The organism is Priestia flexa NBRC 15715, from assembly GCF_001591565.1.
Taxonomy (GTDB): Bacteria; Bacillota; Bacilli; order Bacillales; family Bacillaceae_H; genus Priestia; species Priestia flexa.
The window spans coordinates 1-20,601 of sequence record NZ_BCVD01000067.1 but is presented as its reverse complement, the minus strand read 5'-3'; the positions used below and the strand labels follow the sequence as shown (position 1 = coordinate 20,601).

The 20,601-nt window shown below is 39.0% G+C and carries 24 protein-coding genes; all 24 read right to left on the bottom strand.

Translation table 11 applies throughout. From position 1 onward, the window contains the following. Positions 1–19: 19 nt before the first annotated feature. The 24 genes from BFL01S_RS12195 to BFL01S_RS12080 all read right to left on the bottom strand — a co-directional run bounded on the left by BFL01S_RS12195 (position 20) and on the right by BFL01S_RS12080 (position 20,539). The gene (locus BFL01S_RS12195; RefSeq protein WP_025908763.1) at positions 20–427 is read right to left on the bottom strand and encodes a F0F1 ATP synthase subunit epsilon; all 408 of its coding nucleotides are present in this window, start codon (positions 425–427) and stop codon (positions 20–22) included. Between the two features lie 25 nt (positions 428–452). After that, positions 453–1,874 (bottom strand): F0F1 ATP synthase subunit beta, encoded by a 1,422-nt coding sequence (atpD, locus tag BFL01S_RS12190; RefSeq protein ID WP_025908762.1) that lies wholly within the window; start codon positions 1,872–1,874, stop codon positions 453–455. A 36-nt stretch (positions 1,875–1,910) separates the two neighbouring features. After that, positions 1,911–2,768: a F0F1 ATP synthase subunit gamma gene (locus BFL01S_RS12185; protein WP_061785834.1), complete on the bottom strand. Its 858-nt coding sequence runs from the start codon at positions 2,766–2,768 to the stop codon at positions 1,911–1,913. Between the two features lie 110 nt (positions 2,769–2,878). Further along, positions 2,879–4,387, bottom strand: coding sequence for a F0F1 ATP synthase subunit alpha (gene atpA, locus BFL01S_RS12180; RefSeq protein WP_025908760.1), 1,509 nt, complete (start codon positions 4,385–4,387; stop codon positions 2,879–2,881). Between the two features lie 15 nt (positions 4,388–4,402). Further along, positions 4,403–4,948: a F0F1 ATP synthase subunit delta gene (locus tag BFL01S_RS12175; protein ID WP_025908759.1), complete on the bottom strand. Its 546-nt coding sequence runs from the start codon at positions 4,946–4,948 to the stop codon at positions 4,403–4,405. Continuing rightward, positions 4,945–5,457, bottom strand: a complete 513-nt coding sequence (atpF, locus tag BFL01S_RS12170; RefSeq protein ID WP_025908758.1) for a F0F1 ATP synthase subunit B — start codon at positions 5,455–5,457, stop codon at positions 4,945–4,947. Before atpF ends, BFL01S_RS12175 begins: the two co-directional genes overlap by 4 nt. Positions 5,458–5,576: 119 nt before the next feature. Further along, positions 5,577–5,789 carry a F0F1 ATP synthase subunit C gene (gene atpE / locus BFL01S_RS12165; protein ID WP_025908757.1) on the bottom strand — a complete coding sequence of 71 codons (213 nt, stop codon included), beginning with the start codon at positions 5,787–5,789 and terminating at the stop codon, positions 5,577–5,579. A gap of 91 nt (positions 5,790–5,880) precedes the next feature. After that, positions 5,881–6,594 (bottom strand): F0F1 ATP synthase subunit A, encoded by a 714-nt coding sequence (gene atpB / locus BFL01S_RS12160; RefSeq protein ID WP_025908756.1) that lies wholly within the window; start codon positions 6,592–6,594, stop codon positions 5,881–5,883. A 6-nt stretch (positions 6,595–6,600) separates the two neighbouring features. Beyond that, positions 6,601–6,984: an ATP synthase subunit I gene (locus BFL01S_RS12155; protein WP_061785833.1), complete on the bottom strand. Its 384-nt coding sequence runs from the start codon at positions 6,982–6,984 to the stop codon at positions 6,601–6,603. Positions 6,985–6,990: 6 nt separating this feature from the next. Next, entirely contained in the window at positions 6,991–7,212 is a 222-nt protein-coding gene (locus tag BFL01S_RS12150) for an AtpZ/AtpI family protein (protein WP_025908754.1), read from the bottom strand. Positions 7,213–7,531: 319 nt separating this feature from the next. After that, positions 7,532–9,727 carry a S8 family serine peptidase gene (locus BFL01S_RS12145; protein WP_061785832.1) on the bottom strand — a complete coding sequence of 732 codons (2,196 nt, stop codon included), beginning with the start codon at positions 9,725–9,727 and terminating at the stop codon, positions 7,532–7,534. Between the two features lie 68 nt (positions 9,728–9,795). Continuing rightward, positions 9,796–10,944 carry a non-hydrolyzing UDP-N-acetylglucosamine 2-epimerase gene (wecB, locus tag BFL01S_RS12140; protein WP_025908752.1) on the bottom strand — a complete coding sequence of 383 codons (1,149 nt, stop codon included), beginning with the start codon at positions 10,942–10,944 and terminating at the stop codon, positions 9,796–9,798. Positions 10,945–10,968: 24 nt separating this feature from the next. Continuing rightward, positions 10,969–11,598 (bottom strand): uracil phosphoribosyltransferase, encoded by a 630-nt coding sequence (gene upp / locus BFL01S_RS12135; RefSeq protein ID WP_025908751.1) that lies wholly within the window; start codon positions 11,596–11,598, stop codon positions 10,969–10,971. A gap of 275 nt (positions 11,599–11,873) precedes the next feature. After that, the gene (glyA, locus tag BFL01S_RS12130) at positions 11,874–13,118 is read right to left on the bottom strand and encodes a serine hydroxymethyltransferase (protein WP_025908750.1); all 1,245 of its coding nucleotides are present in this window, start codon (positions 13,116–13,118) and stop codon (positions 11,874–11,876) included. Positions 13,119–13,240: 122 nt separating this feature from the next. Further along, complete coding sequence (locus BFL01S_RS12125) at positions 13,241–13,792, bottom strand: TIGR01440 family protein (RefSeq protein WP_061785831.1); 552 nt, start codon at positions 13,790–13,792, stop codon at positions 13,241–13,243. Positions 13,793–13,816: 24 nt separating this feature from the next. Further along, positions 13,817–14,254, bottom strand: a complete 438-nt coding sequence (rpiB, locus tag BFL01S_RS12120) for a ribose 5-phosphate isomerase B (RefSeq protein WP_061785830.1) — start codon at positions 14,252–14,254, stop codon at positions 13,817–13,819. A 50-nt stretch (positions 14,255–14,304) separates the two neighbouring features. Beyond that, entirely contained in the window at positions 14,305–14,739 is a 435-nt protein-coding gene (locus BFL01S_RS12115; protein ID WP_076512296.1) for a low molecular weight protein arginine phosphatase, read from the bottom strand. A 182-nt stretch (positions 14,740–14,921) separates the two neighbouring features. Beyond that, on the bottom strand, positions 14,922–15,482 hold the full coding sequence (locus tag BFL01S_RS12110; protein ID WP_061785829.1) for a manganese efflux pump MntP: 561 nt from the start codon (positions 15,480–15,482) through the stop codon (positions 14,922–14,924). Between the two features lie 70 nt (positions 15,483–15,552). Beyond that, positions 15,553–16,593, bottom strand: a complete 1,041-nt coding sequence (locus BFL01S_RS12105; RefSeq protein WP_061785828.1) for an L-threonylcarbamoyladenylate synthase — start codon at positions 16,591–16,593, stop codon at positions 15,553–15,555. A 187-nt stretch (positions 16,594–16,780) separates the two neighbouring features. Next, positions 16,781–17,224: a GNAT family N-acetyltransferase gene (locus tag BFL01S_RS12100; RefSeq protein WP_061785827.1), complete on the bottom strand. Its 444-nt coding sequence runs from the start codon at positions 17,222–17,224 to the stop codon at positions 16,781–16,783. An 81-nt stretch (positions 17,225–17,305) separates the two neighbouring features. Next, the gene (spoIIR, locus tag BFL01S_RS12095; protein ID WP_061785826.1) at positions 17,306–18,073 is read right to left on the bottom strand and encodes a stage II sporulation protein R; all 768 of its coding nucleotides are present in this window, start codon (positions 18,071–18,073) and stop codon (positions 17,306–17,308) included. A gap of 80 nt (positions 18,074–18,153) precedes the next feature. Further along, on the bottom strand, positions 18,154–18,996 hold the full coding sequence (gene prmC, locus BFL01S_RS12090; RefSeq protein ID WP_061785825.1) for a peptide chain release factor N(5)-glutamine methyltransferase: 843 nt from the start codon (positions 18,994–18,996) through the stop codon (positions 18,154–18,156). 2 nt (positions 18,997–18,998) lie between these two features. Further along, positions 18,999–20,066, bottom strand: a complete 1,068-nt coding sequence (prfA, locus tag BFL01S_RS12085; protein ID WP_025908741.1) for a peptide chain release factor 1 — start codon at positions 20,064–20,066, stop codon at positions 18,999–19,001. Between the two features lie 86 nt (positions 20,067–20,152). Beyond that, positions 20,153–20,539, bottom strand: a complete 387-nt coding sequence (locus BFL01S_RS12080) for a hypothetical protein (protein WP_061785824.1) — start codon at positions 20,537–20,539, stop codon at positions 20,153–20,155. Between the last annotated feature and the right edge of the window lie 62 nt (positions 20,540–20,601).

Sequence of the window (20,601 nt, the reverse complement as noted above, 5' to 3'; positions counted from 1 at the left end):
TGTCTCAGTCTCTTTGTTATTACATTTTCTGTTTAGTAACTTCTATGCGATTTAAAGCACGCTTTAAAGCTAACTCAGCACGTTTAAAATCAACGTCATCCTGCTTGCTTTGCAGTCGTGTTTCCGCTCTATTTTTTGCTTCTTCTGCACGAGAAACATCAATCATATCTGACGTTTCTGCTGCCTGTGCTAAGATTGTTACTTTGTCAGGTCTTACTTCAAGAAAGCCTCCACTAACAGCTACAACTTCATCACTGCTGCTTCCTTTTTTCAAGCGGACGGCTCCAATTTGTAATGGAGCTACCATCGGAATATGTCCATGTAAGATACCGAGTTCACCACTTTGGGCTTTTGCACTGACCATTTCCACTTCCGAATCGTAAACTGGGCCATCAGGAGTGACTACACTGACATGGATTGTCTTCATTCAAAAAACCTCCTATGTCCCTATATTATACTTCTACTCCCATGCTTTTCGCTTTTTCAACTACTTCTTCAATACGTCCTACTAGACGGAAAGCATCTTCTGGTAAATGATCATATTTACCTTCAAGGATTTCTTTAAATCCTTGAACCGTTTCTTTAACTGGTACATATGAACCTTTCTGACCAGTAAATTGCTCCGCAACGTGGAAGTTTTGAGATAAGAAGAATTGAACACGACGAGCACGTTGGACAACAAGTTTATCTTCATCAGATAACTCGTCCATACCTAGGATTGCAATAATATCTTGTAATTCTTTATAGCGCTGTAATGTTTGCTGAACTTGACGTGCAACATTATAATGCTCTTCACCTACGATTTCAGGAGAAAGCGCACGAGAAGTCGAAGCTAATGGATCTACCGCTGGGTAAATACCCATTTCAGATAGCTTACGCTCTAGGTTAGTTGTTGCATCTAAGTGAGCAAACGTCGTTGCAGGAGCTGGATCCGTATAGTCATCGGCTGGTACATAAATCGCTTGGATTGATGTTACAGAACCAACGCTCGTAGATGTGATACGCTCTTGCAATTGACCCATTTCCGTTGCTAGTGTAGGTTGGTAACCTACCGCTGAAGGCATACGACCAAGTAGGGCTGATACTTCTGAACCGGCTTGTGTAAAGCGGAAGATGTTGTCGATAAAGAACAGAACGTCTTGTCCTTGCTCATCACGGAAATATTCAGCCATTGTTAAACCAGTTAATGCAACACGTTGACGTGCTCCAGGTGGTTCGTTCATTTGACCAAATACCATCGCCGTCTTTTTAATAACGCCAGAATCTGTCATTTCGTGGTATAGATCGTTCCCCTCACGAGTACGTTCACCTACACCTGCGAATACTGAGATACCGCCGTGCTCTTGTGCGATGTTATTGATTAACTCTTGGATAAGTACAGTTTTACCTACACCGGCTCCACCGAACAAACCGATTTTACCACCTTTAATATAAGGAGCTAAAAGGTCAACTACTTTAATTCCTGTTTCGAGAATTTCAGCTTGTGTAGATAAGTTTTCAAATTTTGGTGCTTCGCGGTGAATGGGATCACGACGAACTCCCGCACTGATTGGTCCATCTAAATCAATATGCTCACCTAATACGTTAAACACACGACCTAAAGTTACATCACCAACTGGTACAGAAATTGGTGCTCCTGTATCTTCTACTTCTAGTCCACGAACTAATCCATCAGTTGAAGACATTGCTACTGCACGAACTGTATTATCACCTAAGTGAATCGCAACTTCTAATGTTAATTCGATTGCTACTTCACTTTCACTAACAGGTTTATGAGAAATTTTAAGGGCGTTATAGATTGCTGGAAGGTGTCCGCTGTCAAACTTTACGTCTACAACTGGACCCATGATTTGAGTAACGCGTCCTTTTGCCATCGTGTTCCCTCCTAACTTGCTTTTCAAGTCTTATTTCTATTCTAGAGCCGCTGCTCCACCAACAATCTCCGTAATTTCTTGCGTGATTGCTGCTTGACGAGCACGGTTATATGATAGGGTAAGATTATTAATAAGGTCTTTTGCATTATCCGTTGCATTTTTCATCGCTGTCATACGCGCTGCGTGCTCACTTGCTTTTCCATCCAGTAAGCCACCATAAATAAGGCTTTCTGCATATTGCGGCAATAGCACTTCTAATATCTCTTCTTGAGAAGGCTCGAATTCATAGGATACAAGCTTTCCTGTTGGAGCTAAGTCAGCTAACGGCAACAGCTTCTTTTCCGTTACTTCTTGAGAGATTGTATTAATAAAATGATTATAGTACAAATACAATTCATCAAATGTACCGTCCGCAAACATATGCACCGTTTGCGAAGTAATTCCTTGAATATCAGCAAAAGATGGTTGGTCGGATAAACCAGTAATTTCTAAAAACACTGGAATACCACGCTTTATAAAGAAGTCACGCCCGACTTTCCCAATTGCAATTACACCATACTCATCGGGAGATGTATGACGTTTTTCAATTGCTTGTGAGACAGCGCGCAAAACGTTACTATTATAAGCTCCCGCTAAGCCACGATCCGAAGTAATGACAATGTATCCCGTTTTCTTAATAGGACGAGCCGTTAACATTGGATGTGCAGCGCCTTTACTGCCTCCTGCTACGCTTGCAACTACTTCTTGAATCTTTTCCATATAAGGAACAAAAGACTTAGCGTTCTGCTCGGCACGGTTTAACTTTGCAGCTGAAACCATTTCCATTGCTTTTGTAATTTGACTCGTTTTTTTCGTTGATGTAATTCTCGTTTGTATATCACGTAATGATGCCACAGGTTTCACCACCTTGTTTTAGAAGATCACGTGGTATGAAAGGTGAACATAAGTTCACCTTTACCTTAATAAAAGCTTGTCTTAACATACCATTTTGACAAAATTAACGATTACTCAGATGCTACAAATGTTTTCTTGAACACTTCAAGAGCAGACTCAAATGCACCATCTTCAGGCAGTCCACCAGTTGTACGAATTGTTTCAAGAACTTCTTTACGATTTGAATCTAACCATGCTAAGTACTCATCTTCGAAACGAGTGATATCAGCAACTGGCACATCATCTAAGAAGCCTTTTGTTAACGCATATAAAATCGCTACTTGTTTTTCTACACGAAGCGGCTTGTGTAAGCCTTGTTTTAATACTTCTACTGTACGTGCACCACGGTTAAGCTTTGCTTGTGTAGCTTGGTCAAGGTCTGATCCAAACTGAGCAAATGATTCAAGCTCACGATAAGATGCTAAATCCAAACGTAGCGTTCCAGCTACTTTCTTCATCGCTTTAATCTGAGCTGATCCACCTACACGTGATACTGAAAGACCTGCGTTAATCGCTGGGCGTACACCTGAGAAGAATAAGTCAGACTGCAAGAAAATCTGTCCATCCGTAATCGAGATTACGTTTGTTGGAATATAAGCAGATACGTCTCCTGCTTGTGTTTCGATAAATGGAAGAGCTGTTAATGACCCTCCACCTTTAGCGTCTGATAGTTTTGCAGCACGCTCTAATAAACGAGAATGTAAGTAGAATACATCCCCTGGATATGCTTCACGACCTGGAGGACGACGAAGTAATAATGAAAGTTCACGGTATGCAGATGCTTGTTTTGTTAAATCATCATAGATAACAAGTACGTGTTTGCCGTTATACATGAACTCTTCACCCATTGTTACACCAGCATAAGGTGCTAAGAACAGCATTGGTGCTGGTTGAGAAGCAGATGCTGTTACAACAATTGTGTAATCAAGCGCTCCATGCTTACGCAATGTCTCTACTACGTTACGTACTGTTGACTCTTTTTGCCCAATAGCTACGTAAATACAAACCATATCTTGGTCTTTTTGATTTAAAATTGTATCAATTGCTACAGATGTTTTACCTGTTTGGCGGTCACCAATGATAAGCTCACGCTGACCTCGACCAATTGGTACAAGAGCGTCAATCGCTTTAATACCTGTTTGAAGTGGCTCATGTACAGATTTACGATCCATAACGCCAGGAGCTTGGCTTTCAATTGGACGTGTTTTTGTTGTTCCAATTGGGCCTAAGCCGTCTACAGGTTGACCTAATGAGTTTACAACACGACCAATTAATTGTTCCCCTACAGGAACTTCCATGATTCTTCCTGTACGACGTACCTCATCCCCTTCACGAATTCCAGTGTAAGGTCCTAAGATAACGATACCGACATTGTTTTCCTCTAAGTTTTGTGCCATACCCATGACACCATTTGAAAATTCAACTAACTCTCCAGCCATGACATTGTCGAGGCCATGAGCACGTGCGATACCATCCCCAACTTGGATAACAGTACCTACATCACTCACTTTAATCTCAGACTGATAGTTTTCAATTTGCTGTTTTATCAGCGCACTAATTTCTTCAGCTTTGATGCTCATGAATTTCACCCCTATCTACGATCTATGTGCAAGAAGTTCGCGATGTACCGATTCTAATTTTCCGGAAATACTTCCGTCATAAATACGGTTGCCGATGCGAAGCTTCACGCCGCCGATTAGGCTCTTATCGATTACATTTGAAATATATAATGAATGCTTTCCTACTTTTGGTGCAAATGTTTCAGAAATAGCACGCTCTTCATCTGAAGATAATGCTTTTACAGAGTATACTGTAGCTGCAGCTACACCTCGTGCTTCATTTGCAAGAGCACGATACTCACGAGTAATCTCCCCTACTACTTGGATGCGATGACGATCTAATAATAAAAGGAGCGTATTTTGAACCGTTTCTGTCAACGTTGAAAACGTTTGGCGAACTAAGTCTTTTTTTCGGTTGGTTGAAATTTTTGGATGCGTTAACACTTCAATTAAATCATCGTTTTGAGCGAAAACTGCTTCCACTACGTCTAACTCTTCTTGTAAAGCATCGATTGATTGCTTTTCAGAAGCTAATTGAAAAAGAGCTAATGCATAACGCTTCGCGACTGCCGACTGACTCATCGTACATCCCCTACTTCTTGAATGTACTCATTGATCAATTTCTCTTGATCTTGCTCTGACAATTCTTTTTCAATCACTTTCGACGCGATTAATACAGATAATGATGCAACTTGCTCACGAAGTGCAGTAACTGCTTGATCTTTTTCTTGCTGAATTTCTTGTTTTGCTAATGCTTTTAAACGCTCAGACTCTTCACGCGCAGCAGCAACAATTTCTTCTTTTTTCTCTTCAGCAGATTTTCTTGCGTTTTCCATTAAAACTTGAACCTCTTCACGAGACTGTTTTAACAGCTCGCGCTGCTCCTCAACAAGCTTCTGTGCTTGTTGATTCTGCTGTTCAGCTGAATCAATTTCACTTGCAATATGCTCTTCACGCTGTTTCATGATACCCATTACTGGACCAAACGCGAACTTACGTAACAATGCTAGCAAGATAAGGAACATTACTAATTGGAATAAAATATCTCCACCGTTAAAGCCTGATGCTCCTAATACAAACGTATTTGACACGGCTGCTTCACTCCCTTCAAAGACTTAACATCTATGATTTTGCTCATTAAAGACATAAAGCAATGGCGAAGGTTCTTTTCGAATGATCTTCGCCACTTTTAAACGTTTTAAGTTACTGATTATTGACCTTGAACCATGAACGCGATTACTACAGCGATAATAGGAATCGCCTCTACTAATGCAACCCCGATGAACATTGTCGTTGTTAATGTACCACGTGCTTCTGGTTGGCGAGCGATACCTTCTACTGTTTTTGATACGATAAGACCGTTACCGATACCAGCACCTAGTGCCGCTAAACCAATTGCAATTGCAGCTGCTAATAAACCCATTTTATAAAGTCCTCCCTTAGTGAAATAGAATTTTTTCAACATGTTTTAAACTCGCTCAAAACGGGTAAAGCTTGAGCGAAGGTTTTATAAATTAATGGTCTTGACTCACTTTGTGTGCCAGGTAAACCATTGTTAACATTGTAAAGATAAAAGCTTGAATTGCACCTACGAAAATACTGAAGCCTTGCCATGCCAATGTTGGCACAACTGCCCCAAATAATCCAAGAGCAGTACCACTTGTAGCAAGCCCTGCTAATAAAGTTAACAGAATTTCTCCTGCATAGATATTCCCGAAAAGACGTAGACCAAGCGTTAGCGTATTTGCAAACTCTTCAATAATCTTTAATGGGAATAGAAAAGGCATTGGTTTGAAGTAATCTCGACCATATTCTGCAAATCCCTTCATCTTAATACCATAATAATGTGATAAGACAACGACCATTGCTGCTAGAGTCAATGTAATCGTCGGATCAGCAGTCGGTGATTTCCACCATAATTCGTGATCGACAACAACGGCAAATGGTAATCCTAACATATTGGCGACAAAGATATACATTAGTAGCGTTACACCTAATGTTAAGAAACGACCACCCGTCTTCCAATCCATTGTGCTGTTAATGAGGCCTTTCACAAAGTCTAATACCCATTCCAGGAAGTTTTGCATACCTGTAGGCTTCATTGCTAAAGTACGAGTACATAAAACTGCAATTAAAAACACAATGACTGACGCCACGGTAATCATCAACATGTTACTGAGATTAAACGTAAGACCAAAGAAATCTTGAGTTGGTGATTCATGACCCAACTATATTCACCTCTCTTCCCATCTCCTGCGTATATTTTGAACAACTAAATCTATGATAATGACAAGATAGGATGTCATTAATCCCATAACTACACCAATAATATGAAAAGTATTTGAATAAGAGATTGTAATTACAACTGCTAGAGCAGCGGTTGCAAACCTTGCAAATGTTCCTACTGAACGAGGTCGTTTTCCTTCATCCAGCGCTTGTCCAAACTGTTTAGCCCTTCTTACTAAAACCCAAAGGTTATACAAACTGAGTGCTGTACCTAAAATCAGGCCTAAAAACACGGTTTGATAAGGAGTAAATCCCCATCCGAGAACGTATAGTGCTAGTAAATAAAATATGTAGGATCGAAGTCTTGGAAATAAATGTTGCAATTCTTGCATGGATTATTAATCTCCTGAAAAAAATTGTCGGACTGTACGCAGCATGGCATAGACGCCAACTGCAAGCCCTAAAAGAAGGCCTAAAACTAAAAAAAGTGGCTCAGTCCCAACTTTTCCATCAATCCATTTGCCACCAAATAGACCGATTAATACGGAACCTGCTAACTGAGAAAGAATGGTGGACATCAATGCAATCGCTTGTAATGAATGCCGTTTTTGCTTAGTCATTTTGAAAACCCCTTTTTGGTAAATTCTTTTTTTTCAAAAAAATCTACATACTCTACTCTAAAAATATGCGAGCTTATGTATAAATTACCAAAAAAGTTAAAAACAGTTAGTCAAAAACACAAGCGAACCTTGATTTTCAAGTGTTGAAAACCTTATCATTTATATCCATTGTTAGCATACAATAGCGCATATTTAATGTCAATGTGTTTAAGCTAAAAACTTCACAATCTAAAAAGGGATGTTCACATTTTTGCCACACATATTTCATATTTAAATAAGACCAATGTAAAAGGGCGTAAAACCTTGGTTTTACGCCCTTTTACTCAATTACTAGCCCTGCGTTTGCTACCTCTGTTTTACCATCTTTTTTAGCGTATGCGAACACTTTATACTCACCTTTGGGCAACTCTTCCTGCAGCTGAATTTTCCGTTTTAACATCCCTCTTTCTAGTTTTTTATCTACATCTAAATAAGAGACAAACCGAAGGGTGTCTATGTCATAAACAGCAATGCCAAATTCATCTGCTCCTTCAGGCAAAAACAATTCGTATAGATACGTTTTTTCGTCACTTCCCTGTACGGCCTGTAGTCCCATAACACGAGGATAATTTGGCTTTTCAACCATATACAAATAGGGTATTGATATTGTTTCACGTGAATCACGAATTTCTAAACGCCCATCATATATGCCTTTTTTCTTTTGATGGCTGTTTACCTGAAGATCAACTGCAATGGTCTTCGTTTCTTTCGGCTTCAATGTGAAAGAAAGCGGCACTCTCCAAATTTCTCCAAACGTTTTTGTTGGAGGCGTAACATGATAAACGTTTTTGTAATTCGCCTCATTAAAAATACGCATTTTAATCCTTTTGTTACTTTGTCCTTCAAAAACTCCAAACGACAGCGTGCTAGGTGATAACAGCGTTGTTGCCTTTACAGCACGTTCCACTTGAATTCTTCCTGCTCCTTGTTCATACGAGTGATAGAGCTCACCCTTTAAGTTACGAATTGGCTTTGCCGTACTCATAAGTGCCGCTTTTACTTGTTCTGGAGACCAATTGGGGTGAGCCTGTAAAAGTAACGCACAGGCTCCCGCTACGTGAGGTGCTGCCATGCTTGTTCCATTTAAAGGCTCATACCCGTTCGGTACCGTACTCCTAATTTGGTAACCTGGTGCTACCACATCAGGTTTGATATCCCAAGTGCTCGTAACTGGACCTCTGGAGCTAAAAGGAGTAATGATGTCTTCTACAGTTTTCATAGAAGCGAATGCATACGCGTTCCCTTTTTGAATTTCTTTCTTTATGGATTCTCCTACATCACTCGAAACCATAACTACTGGAATTGAAAACGATTCACTTACACTCTCGTCTACCACTCCATTAATAGCATGGTATACAATTACAGCTTTAGCTCCAGCTTTTTCAGCTTTACTGATTTTTTTAGACAGAGAGATTTCTCCTGTTTTCATAAGGACAACTTTGTTTCCAACATCTGCTACTTCCCTTCCGCTTCCTGCGTCCGTTAATACAATTGTCTGATCAATATCCCACTTCGCGGCATTTGGTAAAGGAGATAGAGAAATTTGCTGTGATAACTTTTCCATTTTTATAAATGGAATACGTGTCGGAGAAACTGAAGCACCAACCGAAATAGCTTGTTGAGCCGTTCCAGGAGAGCCTACGGTCCACAAACCAGGCCCTGAATTACCGCTAGAAGTTACTGCTACGATCCCTTTTTCAACAGCTTTATTTAACGCTAAGCTTGTAGGTAAATCTGGACCATTAATGTCATTTCCTAACGATAAGTTAATGACATCGACCCCATCTTGAATTGCTTTTTCAACAGCTAGAATAACATTTTCAGACGAGCCAGACCCACCCGGACCTAGGGCTCGGTAGGCATAAATTTCAGCTTCGGGTGCTACTCCGCGCATCTTCCCGTTTGCTCCTATAATACCGGCCACATGGGTACCATGAAGCGTAGGTTCTCCTTGCTTGCTTACTGTTTCCATTGGAGAATAATCTTGGTCCACAACGTCATAGCCACCTCGATAATTTGACTTTAAATCAGGATGATTAAAGTCAATTCCAGTATCAATTATTCCAACCTTTATCCCTCGACCCGTCAAGCGCTGGTTTTTCTTATCAAACATGCCCCTTACCTTTTCACTGCCAATGTAGGATGCACTTCCTTCATTTTTTGCATGATACGAAACAGAAGCATGCGAACTATCAATATAAGGTTCTTCTCGAAGTCTTTGTAAGTCATATAAAGTCCCCGATACGGATAGCCCTGTAAATACCTCCCGAAACTCGTGGTTAATGCTCACATTTGGATACTTTTTTTTTATTTCTTGTTTGGCAATCGCTACATTCTGCTCGTTCAGCATGAGAATGTATGTTTTTTGCACCTGTTTTTCAAATGATTGAATATCTGGAAACTCTACACTTTCACCGTACGTGCTTGTGCTGTTTATTCCAAACATTGACAGTAATAAAATGGTTATTTTCCACATAAAAACACCTCTCTACATAGCGTGTCACAAAGAGACCGCATTCATGTGAGAGGTGTTAGATTTATTTTTTATAGTGGCTTAAATTCTTCAGGTCTTTCTTCACGATGTTTAAAGTAGTAGCTAATCGCATCGCAAATACGCTCAGAGGCATGGCCGTCTCCGTAAGGATTAGATGCTTTAGACATTGTTTCATAAACAGCTTTGTCGATTAATAACTCTTTAGCTAAGTTGTAAATAGTTTCTTCTTCTGTGCCAGCTAATTTTAACGTTCCTGCTTCAATGCCCTCTGGACGCTCCGTTGTATCACGCAATACTAATACGGGTACACCAAGAGAAGGTGCTTCCTCCTGAACGCCACCGGAATCCGTTAAAATGAGGTGTGCTCGATTCGCAAAGTTATGGAAGTCGATTACATCTAACGGTTCGATAAGATGAATGCGATCATCATCGCCCAATATATCATTAGCTGTTTCACGTACAACAGGATTTAGATGCACAGGATAGACAACTTGTACGTCATCATGTTCAGTTACAATACGCTTTACCGCTCTAAACATATTTTTCATTGGCTCACCTAAATTTTCACGACGGTGAGCGGTTAATAAGATAAGGCGATCGCTGCCAAGATTACGTAAGACTTCATGCTCATACGAATCTTTTACAGTTGTTTTTAGCGCATCAATAGCTGTGTTTCCTGTCACAAAAATGTTTTCTTCATTCTTGTTTTCTGTTTTCAAATTAACAGAAGACTTCGTTGTTGGAGCAAAGTGTAAATCTGCTAGTACACCCGTCAACTGGCGATTCATCTCTTCAGGATAAGGTGAATATTTATTCCATGTGCGAAGACCTGCTTCTACATGGCCTACAGGAATTTGGTTATAAAACGCTGCTAGTCCAGCAATAAATGTTGTTGTTGTATCTCCATGAACCAACACAATATCCGGCTTTACTTTTTGCATCACATCGTTTAAACCTTCTAATCCTCTAGTTGTTACATCCATTAATGTTTGACGGTCTTTCATAATGTTTAAGTCATAATCTGGTTCGATATCAAAAATGGATAGCACTTGATCCAGCATTTGACGGTGCTGAGCAGTAACGGTCACAATTGCTTCAAATTCCTTGGGACGCTTCTTTAGCTCAAGAACAAGTGGCGCCATTTTAATAGCTTCCGGTCTAGTACCAAATATCGTCATTACTTTAACTGGTTGCTTCATTATTTATCACCCGTATCTGAGAAATTATTTTGTACCAAATAAACGGTCTCCCGCATCTCCTAAACCTGGAACGATATAACCATGGTCATTTAATTTTTCATCTAAAGCTGCGATATAAATATCAACATCTGGATGTGCTTCTTTTACGATTTCTACTCCTTCTGGAGAAGCGATTAAGCACATAAATTTAATGTTTTTTGCGCCACGCTTTTTCAATGAATTAATAGCTTCTACTGCTGAACCACCCGTTGCAAGCATCGGATCTACAACAATAAAATCACGCTCTTCTACATCATTTGGTAATTTAACATAGTATTCCACTGGTTGAAGTGTTTCTGGATCACGGTACAGGCCAACATGCCCTACTTTTGCTGCCGGCATTAATTTTAAGAAACCATCAACCATTCCGATACCTGCACGTAAAATTGGTACAATCCCTAGTTTTTTACCAGCGATTACTTTTGAAGTCGTTTTGCATACTGGCGTTTCAATTTCCACATCTTGTAAAGGTAAATCACGAGTTGCTTCAAAAGCCATTAAGCTTGCTACTTCGTCTACTAACTCACGGAATTCTTTTGTTCCCGTTTTTACATCACGTATGTATGTTAATTTGTGTTGAATAAGAGGATGATCGAATACGTATACTTTGCCCACTGAAATCTCTCCTTTGAATTTAAAAATGTCCACATTGAAATACCATTCAAGCGCTTGAATGGTACCTACTTTTTAAAAAAAACGATAACGTTAACATAACTTAAGCATTGCATCTATTTTACAGAAAATTATTTTTGAGTTCAAGCTTAATCCAAAAATAGATATTTTTCTATAACAATAGTGTAACCACATCATTCATCTTGAAACGTTGACACAAAAAGAAAAGCTGGGTAAATCCCCACCTTTTCTTTTCGCATTTTACTATTTCTTATAGATTATAAAGATGCATACATTTCAAACTTGCTTGTTAATGCTTCTACACGAGCTGTTGCTTCCGCTAACTTTTCTTCATTATCAATATTCTTTAGTGTTAAGCCAATGATAGCAGCAATTTCATCCATTTCTTCAGCACCGAATCCACGAGTTGTCACAGCAGCTGTTCCGATACGAATTCCACTTGTTACAAATGGACTTTGTTGGTCGTAAGGAATCGTGTTTTTATTCGTTGTAATTCCAACTTCATCTAACGCTTTTTCAGCAACTTTACCCGTTAATCCCATTGAACTTACATCAATTAGAACGAGGTGGTTATCTGTACCGCCAGAAACTAACTTAAAGCCTTCTTTTGTTAACCCTTCTGCTAAGCGATTTGCATTGTCGATGATATTTTGTGCATACTGCTTAAATTCAGCTTGTAACGCTTCACCGAACGCTACTGCTTTAGCAGCAATAACGTGCATTAATGGTCCACCTTGGATTCCAGGAAAGATTGATTTATCAATTGCTTTTGCAAATTCTTCTTTACATAAAATCATTCCACCACGTGGCCCGCGTAATGTTTTATGCGTAGTTGTTGTAACGAAATGAGCATGTGGAACCGGGTTTGGATGAAGGCCAGCTGCTACAAGTCCAGCAATGTGAGCCATGTCTACCATTAAATATGCTCCCACTTCATCTGCAATTTCACGGAATTTCTTAAAGTCAATTTCACGAGGGTACGCACTAGCACCAGCAACGATCAGCTTTGGTTTATGAGTGCGTGCTTTTTCTAATACATCTTCATAGTTAATACGATGTGTGTCTGCATCTACACCATATTCAATGAAATTGTACTGCACACCGCTGAAGTTTACCGGACTACCGTGCGTTAAATGTCCACCGTGAGATAAGTTCATACCAAGAACCGTATCTCCTGTCTCTAAAATTGTAAAGTATACAGCCATGTTTGCTTGAGCACCTGAGTGAGGTTGAACGTTCACATGCTCCGCACCAAAGATTTCTTTTGCACGGTCACGAGCTAAGTCTTCCACTACGTCTACGTGCTCGCAGCCACCATAATAACGCTTTGCTGGATAACCTTCTGCATATTTATTTGTAAGTACAGAACCTTGAGCTTCCATTACTGCCGTTGTAACGAAGTTTTCTGATGCAATTAACTCAATTTTTGTGCGTTGACGCCCTAATTCATCTTGAATTGCATTATAAACTGCTGGATCTTGCTGCACTAACTTTTTCTCCATCGAAATCCTCTCCTCGTTTCGTTTCGTATGAACAATGTTCGTTTTTTATTAATTCATCTACATTGTAACATGGTTTATTTAGAATAAAAAACAAAAAATGTGCATTATATTAATATATTTATTTACAATCGTTCGTAAATAGCTCTAGGTCCACCAATTAGTTTTGGTCGAGTATAAGCAATAGTCATGTGCGCTTGACCAATTTGTTTAAGGGAACACCTAACAGGAACAGCCACATGCTTTAAGTGCATACCAATAAACGTATCCCCAATATCAATACCTGCATCGGCTTTAATAAATTCAACAATAACAGGGTCATTGAAATGATGATATGCGTACGTAGCCATTGCTCCACCTGCTTTTCGAACTGGGATAACCGTTACAAGATCTAAGTTTTGCTTTAACGCGGTTTCTCGTTCTACCACTAGCGCTCGATTTAAATGTTCACAGCATTGAAACGCTAAATCGATGCCTTTTTCCTTTGCAAACTCTTGAAGCTTACCATAGATTACCTCAGCTGCTTCTTCAGTTCCTGATGTTCCGATTCGCTCTCCAACAACTTCACTTGTACTGCAACCAACTACAAACAAACTATCTTGCTGAAGTGTTACCTGTTGTGAAAAATCTGCTAGCACAACTTCTAATTCCCGAGCCCAATCTTGAGCATTAGACATTCTAAAGCGCCTCCTTTACATCATTTACTTTTCATATGCTTTAATTTTGTTGACACGATTCTCATGACGTCCGCCTTCAAAATCCGTTGTTAACCATATCTTAGCAATATCTCTAGCTAAACCTGGGCCAATCACACGCTCACCCATCGCTAGTACATTTGTGTCATTATGTTCTCTGGTCGCCCTTGCGCTAAACGTATCGTGGACAAGTGCACAGCGAACACCTTTTACTTTATTCGCAGCAATACTCATTCCAATTCCTGTTCCACAAATTAGAATTCCTTTATCAACCTCTCCACCTGCCACTTTTTCAGCAACTGGAATTGCATAGTCTGGATAATCTACTGAATCACTGCACTCACAGCCTAAGTCAACATACTCAACATTTAGTTCTTCCATTAACTGCATAATTTCTTTTCGAATATTTATACCACCGTGATCTGATGCAATCGCTACTTTCATAATGGATCCTCCTTATAAGCTATTAAAAGTAACTTTTATAGCTAGCATTTTTAATTTTCTAATTTTTTAACAGCTCGATTAATAAGCTGCTGCATTTCTTCAAATGTCATTTGGTAAACAGATAAATCGCCTCCGTAAGGATCGACAACGTCTCCATTTTCACCTACAAATTCTTTTAGCGTAAACAGCTTGTCTATAGTATCTGGAGCTTGGTTTGCCAGCATCTGTTTATGACTACTTGTCATAGTAAAAATATGAGTTGCCCAATCTAACATTTCTCTTGTAATACTAGATGATGTATGCGATGAATCAATACCTTGCTGCGCTAAAACTGCTGCTGCATGCGCAGAAATCGGTTGACCGTCCATTGCAAATAAACCCGCTGATTTTACTTCTATTCCACGCTTTTTTTGACTGCTTAACCAAGCTGCCGCCATAGGACTTCGACATGTATTTCCTGTACAAACAAATAAGACTTTTTTCAATCTAAAATCTCTCCTTATCTTACTACTAATAATCCCTTTTTACATTGCCTTTATTTTATCCTTAATAGATAGAAGAGTTCAACACCCATGACCTATGATACTTTTCATTAAATGTAAGCATAAAAAAGCAAGCTCTATGCTAATAGAGCTTGCTTTTTTAGAGTATTAAATTAATAAGCTATTTATAATTGAAAAAGAAGCTTGATTCCAAATGCAAGGAGAATGCTTCCCCCTAACGCTTCACTGTACGAACCTAACCAACCTTGAACACGTCTTCCAAGCAAAAGACCTAACCATGTTAACAGCATACTTACTACGCCGAAAATCATAATTGTTAAAAATGTTCTTGCTCCAAAAATCCCAAGGCTTAAGCCCACAGAAAAACTATCTAAGCTAACGCCCAATGCAAAGATAATTAATCCCCATCCTACAGGTTTAATAAACGGCTCTTCGTCACGCTTGAAGGATGAGTAAATCATTTGTATTCCTAATATGAGAAGTAATACGCCTCCACCATATGTAGCTAACATTCCCAGCTTATCAGACAACAGTTTTCCAATAAACATACCCAAAAGGGGCATCCATATATGGAAAAGACCTATTATTACTCCGATGTAAAAAATTTGGCGAAAGCGTAAACGGACTAGACCCATTCCAAGTCCGACCGAAAAGGCGTCCATTCCTAACGCAAATGCCATAATAACTAATGTAATCAGTTCACTAATTAATCCTGAAATATCCATCTTCAACCTCCTCGGACGTGCCTATTTCACCTTATGCACGCACGAAATGGTTTAGAAGATGAATCTAAAATTATTGAACAATAAACTGATGACCAGCCGCTTTCACTAACCGATTCATTAAAGCTTGACCTACTCCATGCTCAGGAAAGCTTTCACTTAAAATAACGTCTACGTCATAGTCGTTAAAAGAACGTAAAACATGATAAAGTTCACTCGCAACCGTTTCTAACTTATCTCGATAGCCGCAAGTTAAAATCTGATCTGCATGATAAGAGTTTTTATTTTCATGGGTTGTTAAAACTCCAACTTTCTTTCCTTGTTTTTGAAAATACTCAACTTGCTCCTGTAAAAATTTCTCTGAACCTTTCACAATGATGAGCGGCGCATTAGGAGCATAATGTGTATACTTCATTCCTGGAGATTTTGGCGCTTCCTTTTCATCTTTAAGAGCTTGGTCTACCCTTACTTCTCCAATTAAAGCTTCTAATTGTTCTTTTGTAACGCCACCAGGACGTAAAATGACTGGGATGTCTTCCGTACAATCCAGTACCGTAGATTCTAGACCAACTCCGGTCGTTCCACCATCAACAATTCCACTAATTCTACCTTCCAAATCGTTCATAACATGCTGAGCACTTGTTGGACTTGGCTTTCCGGATAGGTTTGCACTTGGTGCAGCTACTGGTACACTTGCTTTTTTTAATAAAGCTAGAGCTACGGGATGCGAAGGCATTCGGACGGCAACGCTATCCAAACCTGCCGTAACGTTCTCTGCTACAAATCCTTTTTTAGGAAAAATGAGCGTAATAGGTCCTGGCCAAAAAGCTTTCATTATTTCCCGAGCTGTTTCTGACACCTCGGCTACAATACTATCTAACTGTTCCACGTCACCAATGTGTACAATAAGCGGGTTATCACTCGGACGACCTTTCGCTTTGAAAATTTTATCCACAGCCTGTTCAGAGGTTGCATCTGCCCCTAACCCATAGACTGTTTCTGTAGGAAACGCAACGACTTCTTGGTTTCTTAACAACAAAGATGCTTCTTCTATCTGTGGATAACTATCTTGATTTTTCATTTCTTTATCCACAGACCAGATTTTTGTGTTCATTTCATTCACTCCTATTGGTACAACTATATATAGGTAAAAACATCTCTATTACCTACTATTTATACAAGATTTTAATTTATTTTATCAATAGACGGTTGCAACAAACAAGCTTTATCCACAAAATGTGGATAAAGCTTGTTTGTTTGTTAATAACTTTGTGGATGATCTTTATCCACATGTGTGAAATTCAATCTTGATAAGCCATTACATATACTTGCTCTAAGCTTGAAAGATTTCGTAGATAAGAATGATACTTCAAGCCATCTGGCAAATTTTCGTAACTGATTTGCTGAAAATTCATCATTGAAAAAAACTGTACGGACGAAGCCTTGTTCGTCACTAAATATAATTGATGAACATCATTTTTTTTAGCTAGCTGTACAATGCTTTTGAATAACAATAGAATGTCCGATCGCATGAGGGAAGGTGAAACAACAAGAGAACGTAATAACCCATGCTCTCCATCTTTTTCAAATCCAACAGTTGCTAACAGCTCGTCATTCTCATCTTCCATAATAACAAAATGATGAATGCTTTCTGCTACACCTTCTGAACTAATACCTGCTTTTGTTAAGAAAGATTGAATTCGCCCACAATCTTTCACTTCTGCTAACTTTAATTGTTCCTTCATTTCTCATCACCTCATTTTAGTTTCTAGTAACAAAACTATGAAATATGAGAAACAAATAGAACTATATACTTTTATTTTCTATCATTTGAATAAAGATGAAGCTAGTTCTACAATAAAGAATTTCACTTCTACTTCTTCTTCTTTCTCCTGTACTTTTTTACTAGACTGCTCCTGCTGCTTTTCTTTTTTCGCTTCTTTTACAGCTACTTCTTGTGCCAGATTTGAAGTTGATGCAACAAGGTTTGAATGGTCAGTGTGATTAGCATCTACTTTCTCTACTTCTTCAGCTACCGCTTTTATCATTTCTTTCTTTTCCACAGGCTGCTCTTCTTCAGGCATTGGTGATTCAATAGCTTCCCCGTTTGAGAAATCTAAAAAGCACATAGGTGGAAACAGTACGCACCACCAGTTTGCTCCTTCACCTTCACCTAACGTAATTAAAACTGCTTCATATTCACCAGCTGGATAAAGCAATTGACCATATAGCTTGGTTGGAAAGCTCACCTTTCCAAAATCAACGTGTATAATCTGATCCATACCTTGTTCTTTCATAACTTTCTTAGCAATCGCTTCTAATGTGGGTAAGTTGCTTTTAATTACATCTCTTGCATCTTCCACTGACGTTAACTCTTGAACCCATGTAGTAATTTGTGCATTTACTTCATCTCTAATTAATCGTTTTACATGCTGGTCTTTCTTACTATCGCTATTTGCAAGAATACGTAAACGAATTGCTTCATCTGGAATAACCATCGGCTCAGTAGCCTCGACCTTTTGATTTGTATATAGAATTTGGATATTCGCTCCAATAATAAGTAAAAGAAAATAAATAATTGCTTGTTTTTTCATTATGTCCACCATCCCTTCACAAGATAGTATGGACAATGATTTTCTATCCTAAACTAGCAACTTATTAAAATCTATTATTTTTATAAAGAAGCAAATACCATTCGATCTTTTCCATTGATATCAAAAACAACTTCAACTTTTGCATTAGGGAACTGCTTTTTTAACATATCTGATACTGCATCAGCTTGTCCAAACCCTACTTCAAATGCAATAATTCCCTGTTTGTTAATAACAAGCGGGAGCTCTTCCATAAAACGTCGATAGAAATTCAAACCGTCTTGACCACCAAAAAGAGCTCGATTAGGCTCATAGTCCTTCACAACGGTTGATAGTTCGTCACTATCAGGAATGTATGGAGGGTTAGACACGACAACATCAAATCGCTGAGATGCCTCAATAAAAGGCTTTAATAAATCTCCATGTAAAAATTGAACCTTCGCACCCAAGCGTTTAGCATTTTCTTTGGCTACTGCTAGCGATTCTTCTGCAATATCTGTGCACGTCATTTTTATCGTTGGAACTTCTAAAGCAAGTGTAACACCTATTGCACCACTACCTGTTCCAATATCAACAGCCTGAATTGGAGCGTGTCCAAACTTTTGTTTCATACGATCAATTAAGCCTAATACAAGCTCTTCAGTTTCCGGACGCGGTATAAGCACTTCCTGATTTACTTGAAACGTTCTTCCATAGAACTCTTCCGAACCAATGAGATATTGTACTGGTATCCCAGCTACATGTTTTTTAACATCATGCTGAAATTTTTGCATGATTTCCGTTGGGACTTCTTCTTGCAATGAAGCAAGTAGGTAAGTTCGAGTCATGCCAAGGTGATGAAGCAACAACATCTCACCAGCATTTTCATCTCTTTGCGCTTCTTTTAAACAAGAAGAAGCCCATTTTAGGGCTTCAAAAACTTTCATTGTTAATTCGAATCTTCCATTCTTCTCGCTTGATCTTCCATGATTAATGCATCAATGATTTCATCTAGCTTACCTTCTAGAATTTGATCAAGCTTTTGAATTGTTAAACCAATACGATGATCCGTTACACGGTTTTGAGGGAAGTTATACGTACGAATACGCTCTGAACGATCCCCAGAACCTACTGCTTGCTTACGATTTGCATCGTATTCAGCTTGAGCTTCCTGCTGGAACTTATCATAAACACGTGCACGTAATACCTTCATTGCTTTTTCTTTATTCTTAATCTGTGACTTTTCATCTTGACACGATACAACTGTTCCCGTAGGTAAATGCGTTAAACGAACAGCTGACATGGTTGTATTTACGCTTTGTCCACCTGGTCCACTAGATGCGAACGTATCAACACGAATATCTTTTTCATGAATTTCTACCTCTACCTCTTCAGCTTCCGGTAGACATGCAACTGTTGCTGTTGAAGTATGAATACGTCCACCTGATTCCGTTTCAGGTACACGTTGAACACGGTGTGCGCCGTTTTCAAACTTCATTTTTGAATAAGCACCTTTACCGTTAATCATGAAAATAATTTCTTTATATCCACCAACACCTGTTGTATTAGCTTCCATTACGTCAATTTTCCAGCCTTGAGCCTCGGCAAAGCGTGAGTACATGCGGTATAGGTTACCCGCAAATAAGGCTGCCTCATCGCCTCCTGCAGCACCACGAACCTCCATAATAACGTTTTTGTCATCGTTTGGATCTTTCGGGATTAACAGAATGCGAAGTTTATCTTCTAATTCTTCTGCTTGCGGCTCTAGCTCTTGAATTTCTTCTTTAACCATCTCACGCATATCAGCATCAAGCTTTTCTTCGAGCATTGCTTTTGCATCTTGCAGCTGCTCTTTTACTTCTTTATACTCTCGATAACACGTAACGGTTTCTTGTATATCTGATTGTTCTTTTGAATACTCTCTTAATTTAGATGGGTCATTTACGATTTCAGGGTCGCTAAGAAGCTCATTCAACTTCTCATAGCGTGCCTCCACGGCTTCTAAACGATCAAACACGTCATTCACCTCATTTTTTATCCATAACGTTCTAATTATAGTATAGCTCATGGATTCAGTCAAAACAAAGTGAGTTTTACCAAGGATTATGGCTTGACGTTTACATGAAATTGAAGTCTAGGCAAACCTTCATAGAAAACCTCATTGAGATCTTTTATAATCTTGTTTTTCTCGCGAGCGCTATATTCTTTTCCAACGTATACTGTCACCCACGCATCTTTTCCACTAATAACAATATTTCCAGCCTTATAAGGAGTTTTGACGTTAATAATTTCTTCAATTTTGGTAGCATCATCTTTTACTGCAGTTTGTTCATTGGTTGTATTTAAAAAATTAGGGTTTTGATCCGTAAATTCTTCATAATTTTCAAGCTCAGCTCGCTCTTTTTTTGATTGAGTGTCTTGGGGCTGGTCTCCTTGGTTACATGCGGCTAAAAGAAAAGCGGTAAACAGTATTGCAATTAAGTGTTTCATACTATCCCCCTCCTATCTTGTTAGTTTTCCACATTCCTCCCTTTTCATCCAGTTCCATAAAA

Excerpts from the sequence above, each read along its gene's own strand:
- BFL01S_RS12105 (WP_061785828.1), bottom strand. The coding sequence starts at position 16,593 with ATGAACACAAAAATCTGGTCTGTGGATAAAGAAATGAAAAATCAAGAT.
- atpD (WP_025908762.1), bottom strand. The coding sequence starts at position 1,874 with ATGGCAAAAGGACGCGTTACTCAAATCATGGGTCCAGTTGTAGACGTA.
- BFL01S_RS12155 (WP_061785833.1), bottom strand. The coding sequence starts at position 6,984 with ATGCAAGAATTGCAACATTTATTTCCAAGACTTCGATCCTACATATTT.
- rpiB (WP_061785830.1), bottom strand. The coding sequence starts at position 14,254 with ATGAAAGTAGCGATTGCATCAGATCACGGTGGTATAAATATTCGAAAA.
- BFL01S_RS12100 (WP_061785827.1), bottom strand. The coding sequence starts at position 17,224 with ATGAAGGAACAATTAAAGTTAGCAGAAGTGAAAGATTGTGGGCGAATT.
- BFL01S_RS12195 (WP_025908763.1), bottom strand. The coding sequence starts at position 427 with ATGAAGACAATCCATGTCAGTGTAGTCACTCCTGATGGCCCAGTTTAC.
- wecB (WP_025908752.1), bottom strand. The coding sequence starts at position 10,944 with ATGAAGCAACCAGTTAAAGTAATGACGATATTTGGTACTAGACCGGAA.
- prmC (WP_061785825.1), bottom strand. The coding sequence starts at position 18,996 with ATGAAAGTTTTTGAAGCCCTAAAATGGGCTTCTTCTTGTTTAAAAGAA.
- BFL01S_RS12175 (WP_025908759.1), bottom strand. The coding sequence starts at position 4,948 with ATGAGTCAGTCGGCAGTCGCGAAGCGTTATGCATTAGCTCTTTTTCAA.
- spoIIR (WP_061785826.1), bottom strand. The coding sequence starts at position 18,073 with ATGAAAAAACAAGCAATTATTTATTTTCTTTTACTTATTATTGGAGCG.
- BFL01S_RS12150 (WP_025908754.1), bottom strand. The coding sequence starts at position 7,212 with ATGACTAAGCAAAAACGGCATTCATTACAAGCGATTGCATTGATGTCC.
- BFL01S_RS12145 (WP_061785832.1), bottom strand. The coding sequence starts at position 9,727 with ATGTGGAAAATAACCATTTTATTACTGTCAATGTTTGGAATAAACAGC.
- BFL01S_RS12080 (WP_061785824.1), bottom strand. The coding sequence starts at position 20,539 with ATGAAACACTTAATTGCAATACTGTTTACCGCTTTTCTTTTAGCCGCA.
- atpE (WP_025908757.1), bottom strand. The coding sequence starts at position 5,789 with ATGGGTTTATTAGCAGCTGCAATTGCAATTGGTTTAGCGGCACTAGGT.
- glyA (WP_025908750.1), bottom strand. The coding sequence starts at position 13,118 with ATGGAGAAAAAGTTAGTGCAGCAAGATCCAGCAGTTTATAATGCAATT.
- BFL01S_RS12125 (WP_061785831.1), bottom strand. The coding sequence starts at position 13,792 with ATGTCTAATGCTCAAGATTGGGCTCGGGAATTAGAAGTTGTGCTAGCA.
- BFL01S_RS12110 (WP_061785829.1), bottom strand. The coding sequence starts at position 15,482 with ATGGATATTTCAGGATTAATTAGTGAACTGATTACATTAGTTATTATG.
- atpA (WP_025908760.1), bottom strand. The coding sequence starts at position 4,387 with ATGAGCATCAAAGCTGAAGAAATTAGTGCGCTGATAAAACAGCAAATT.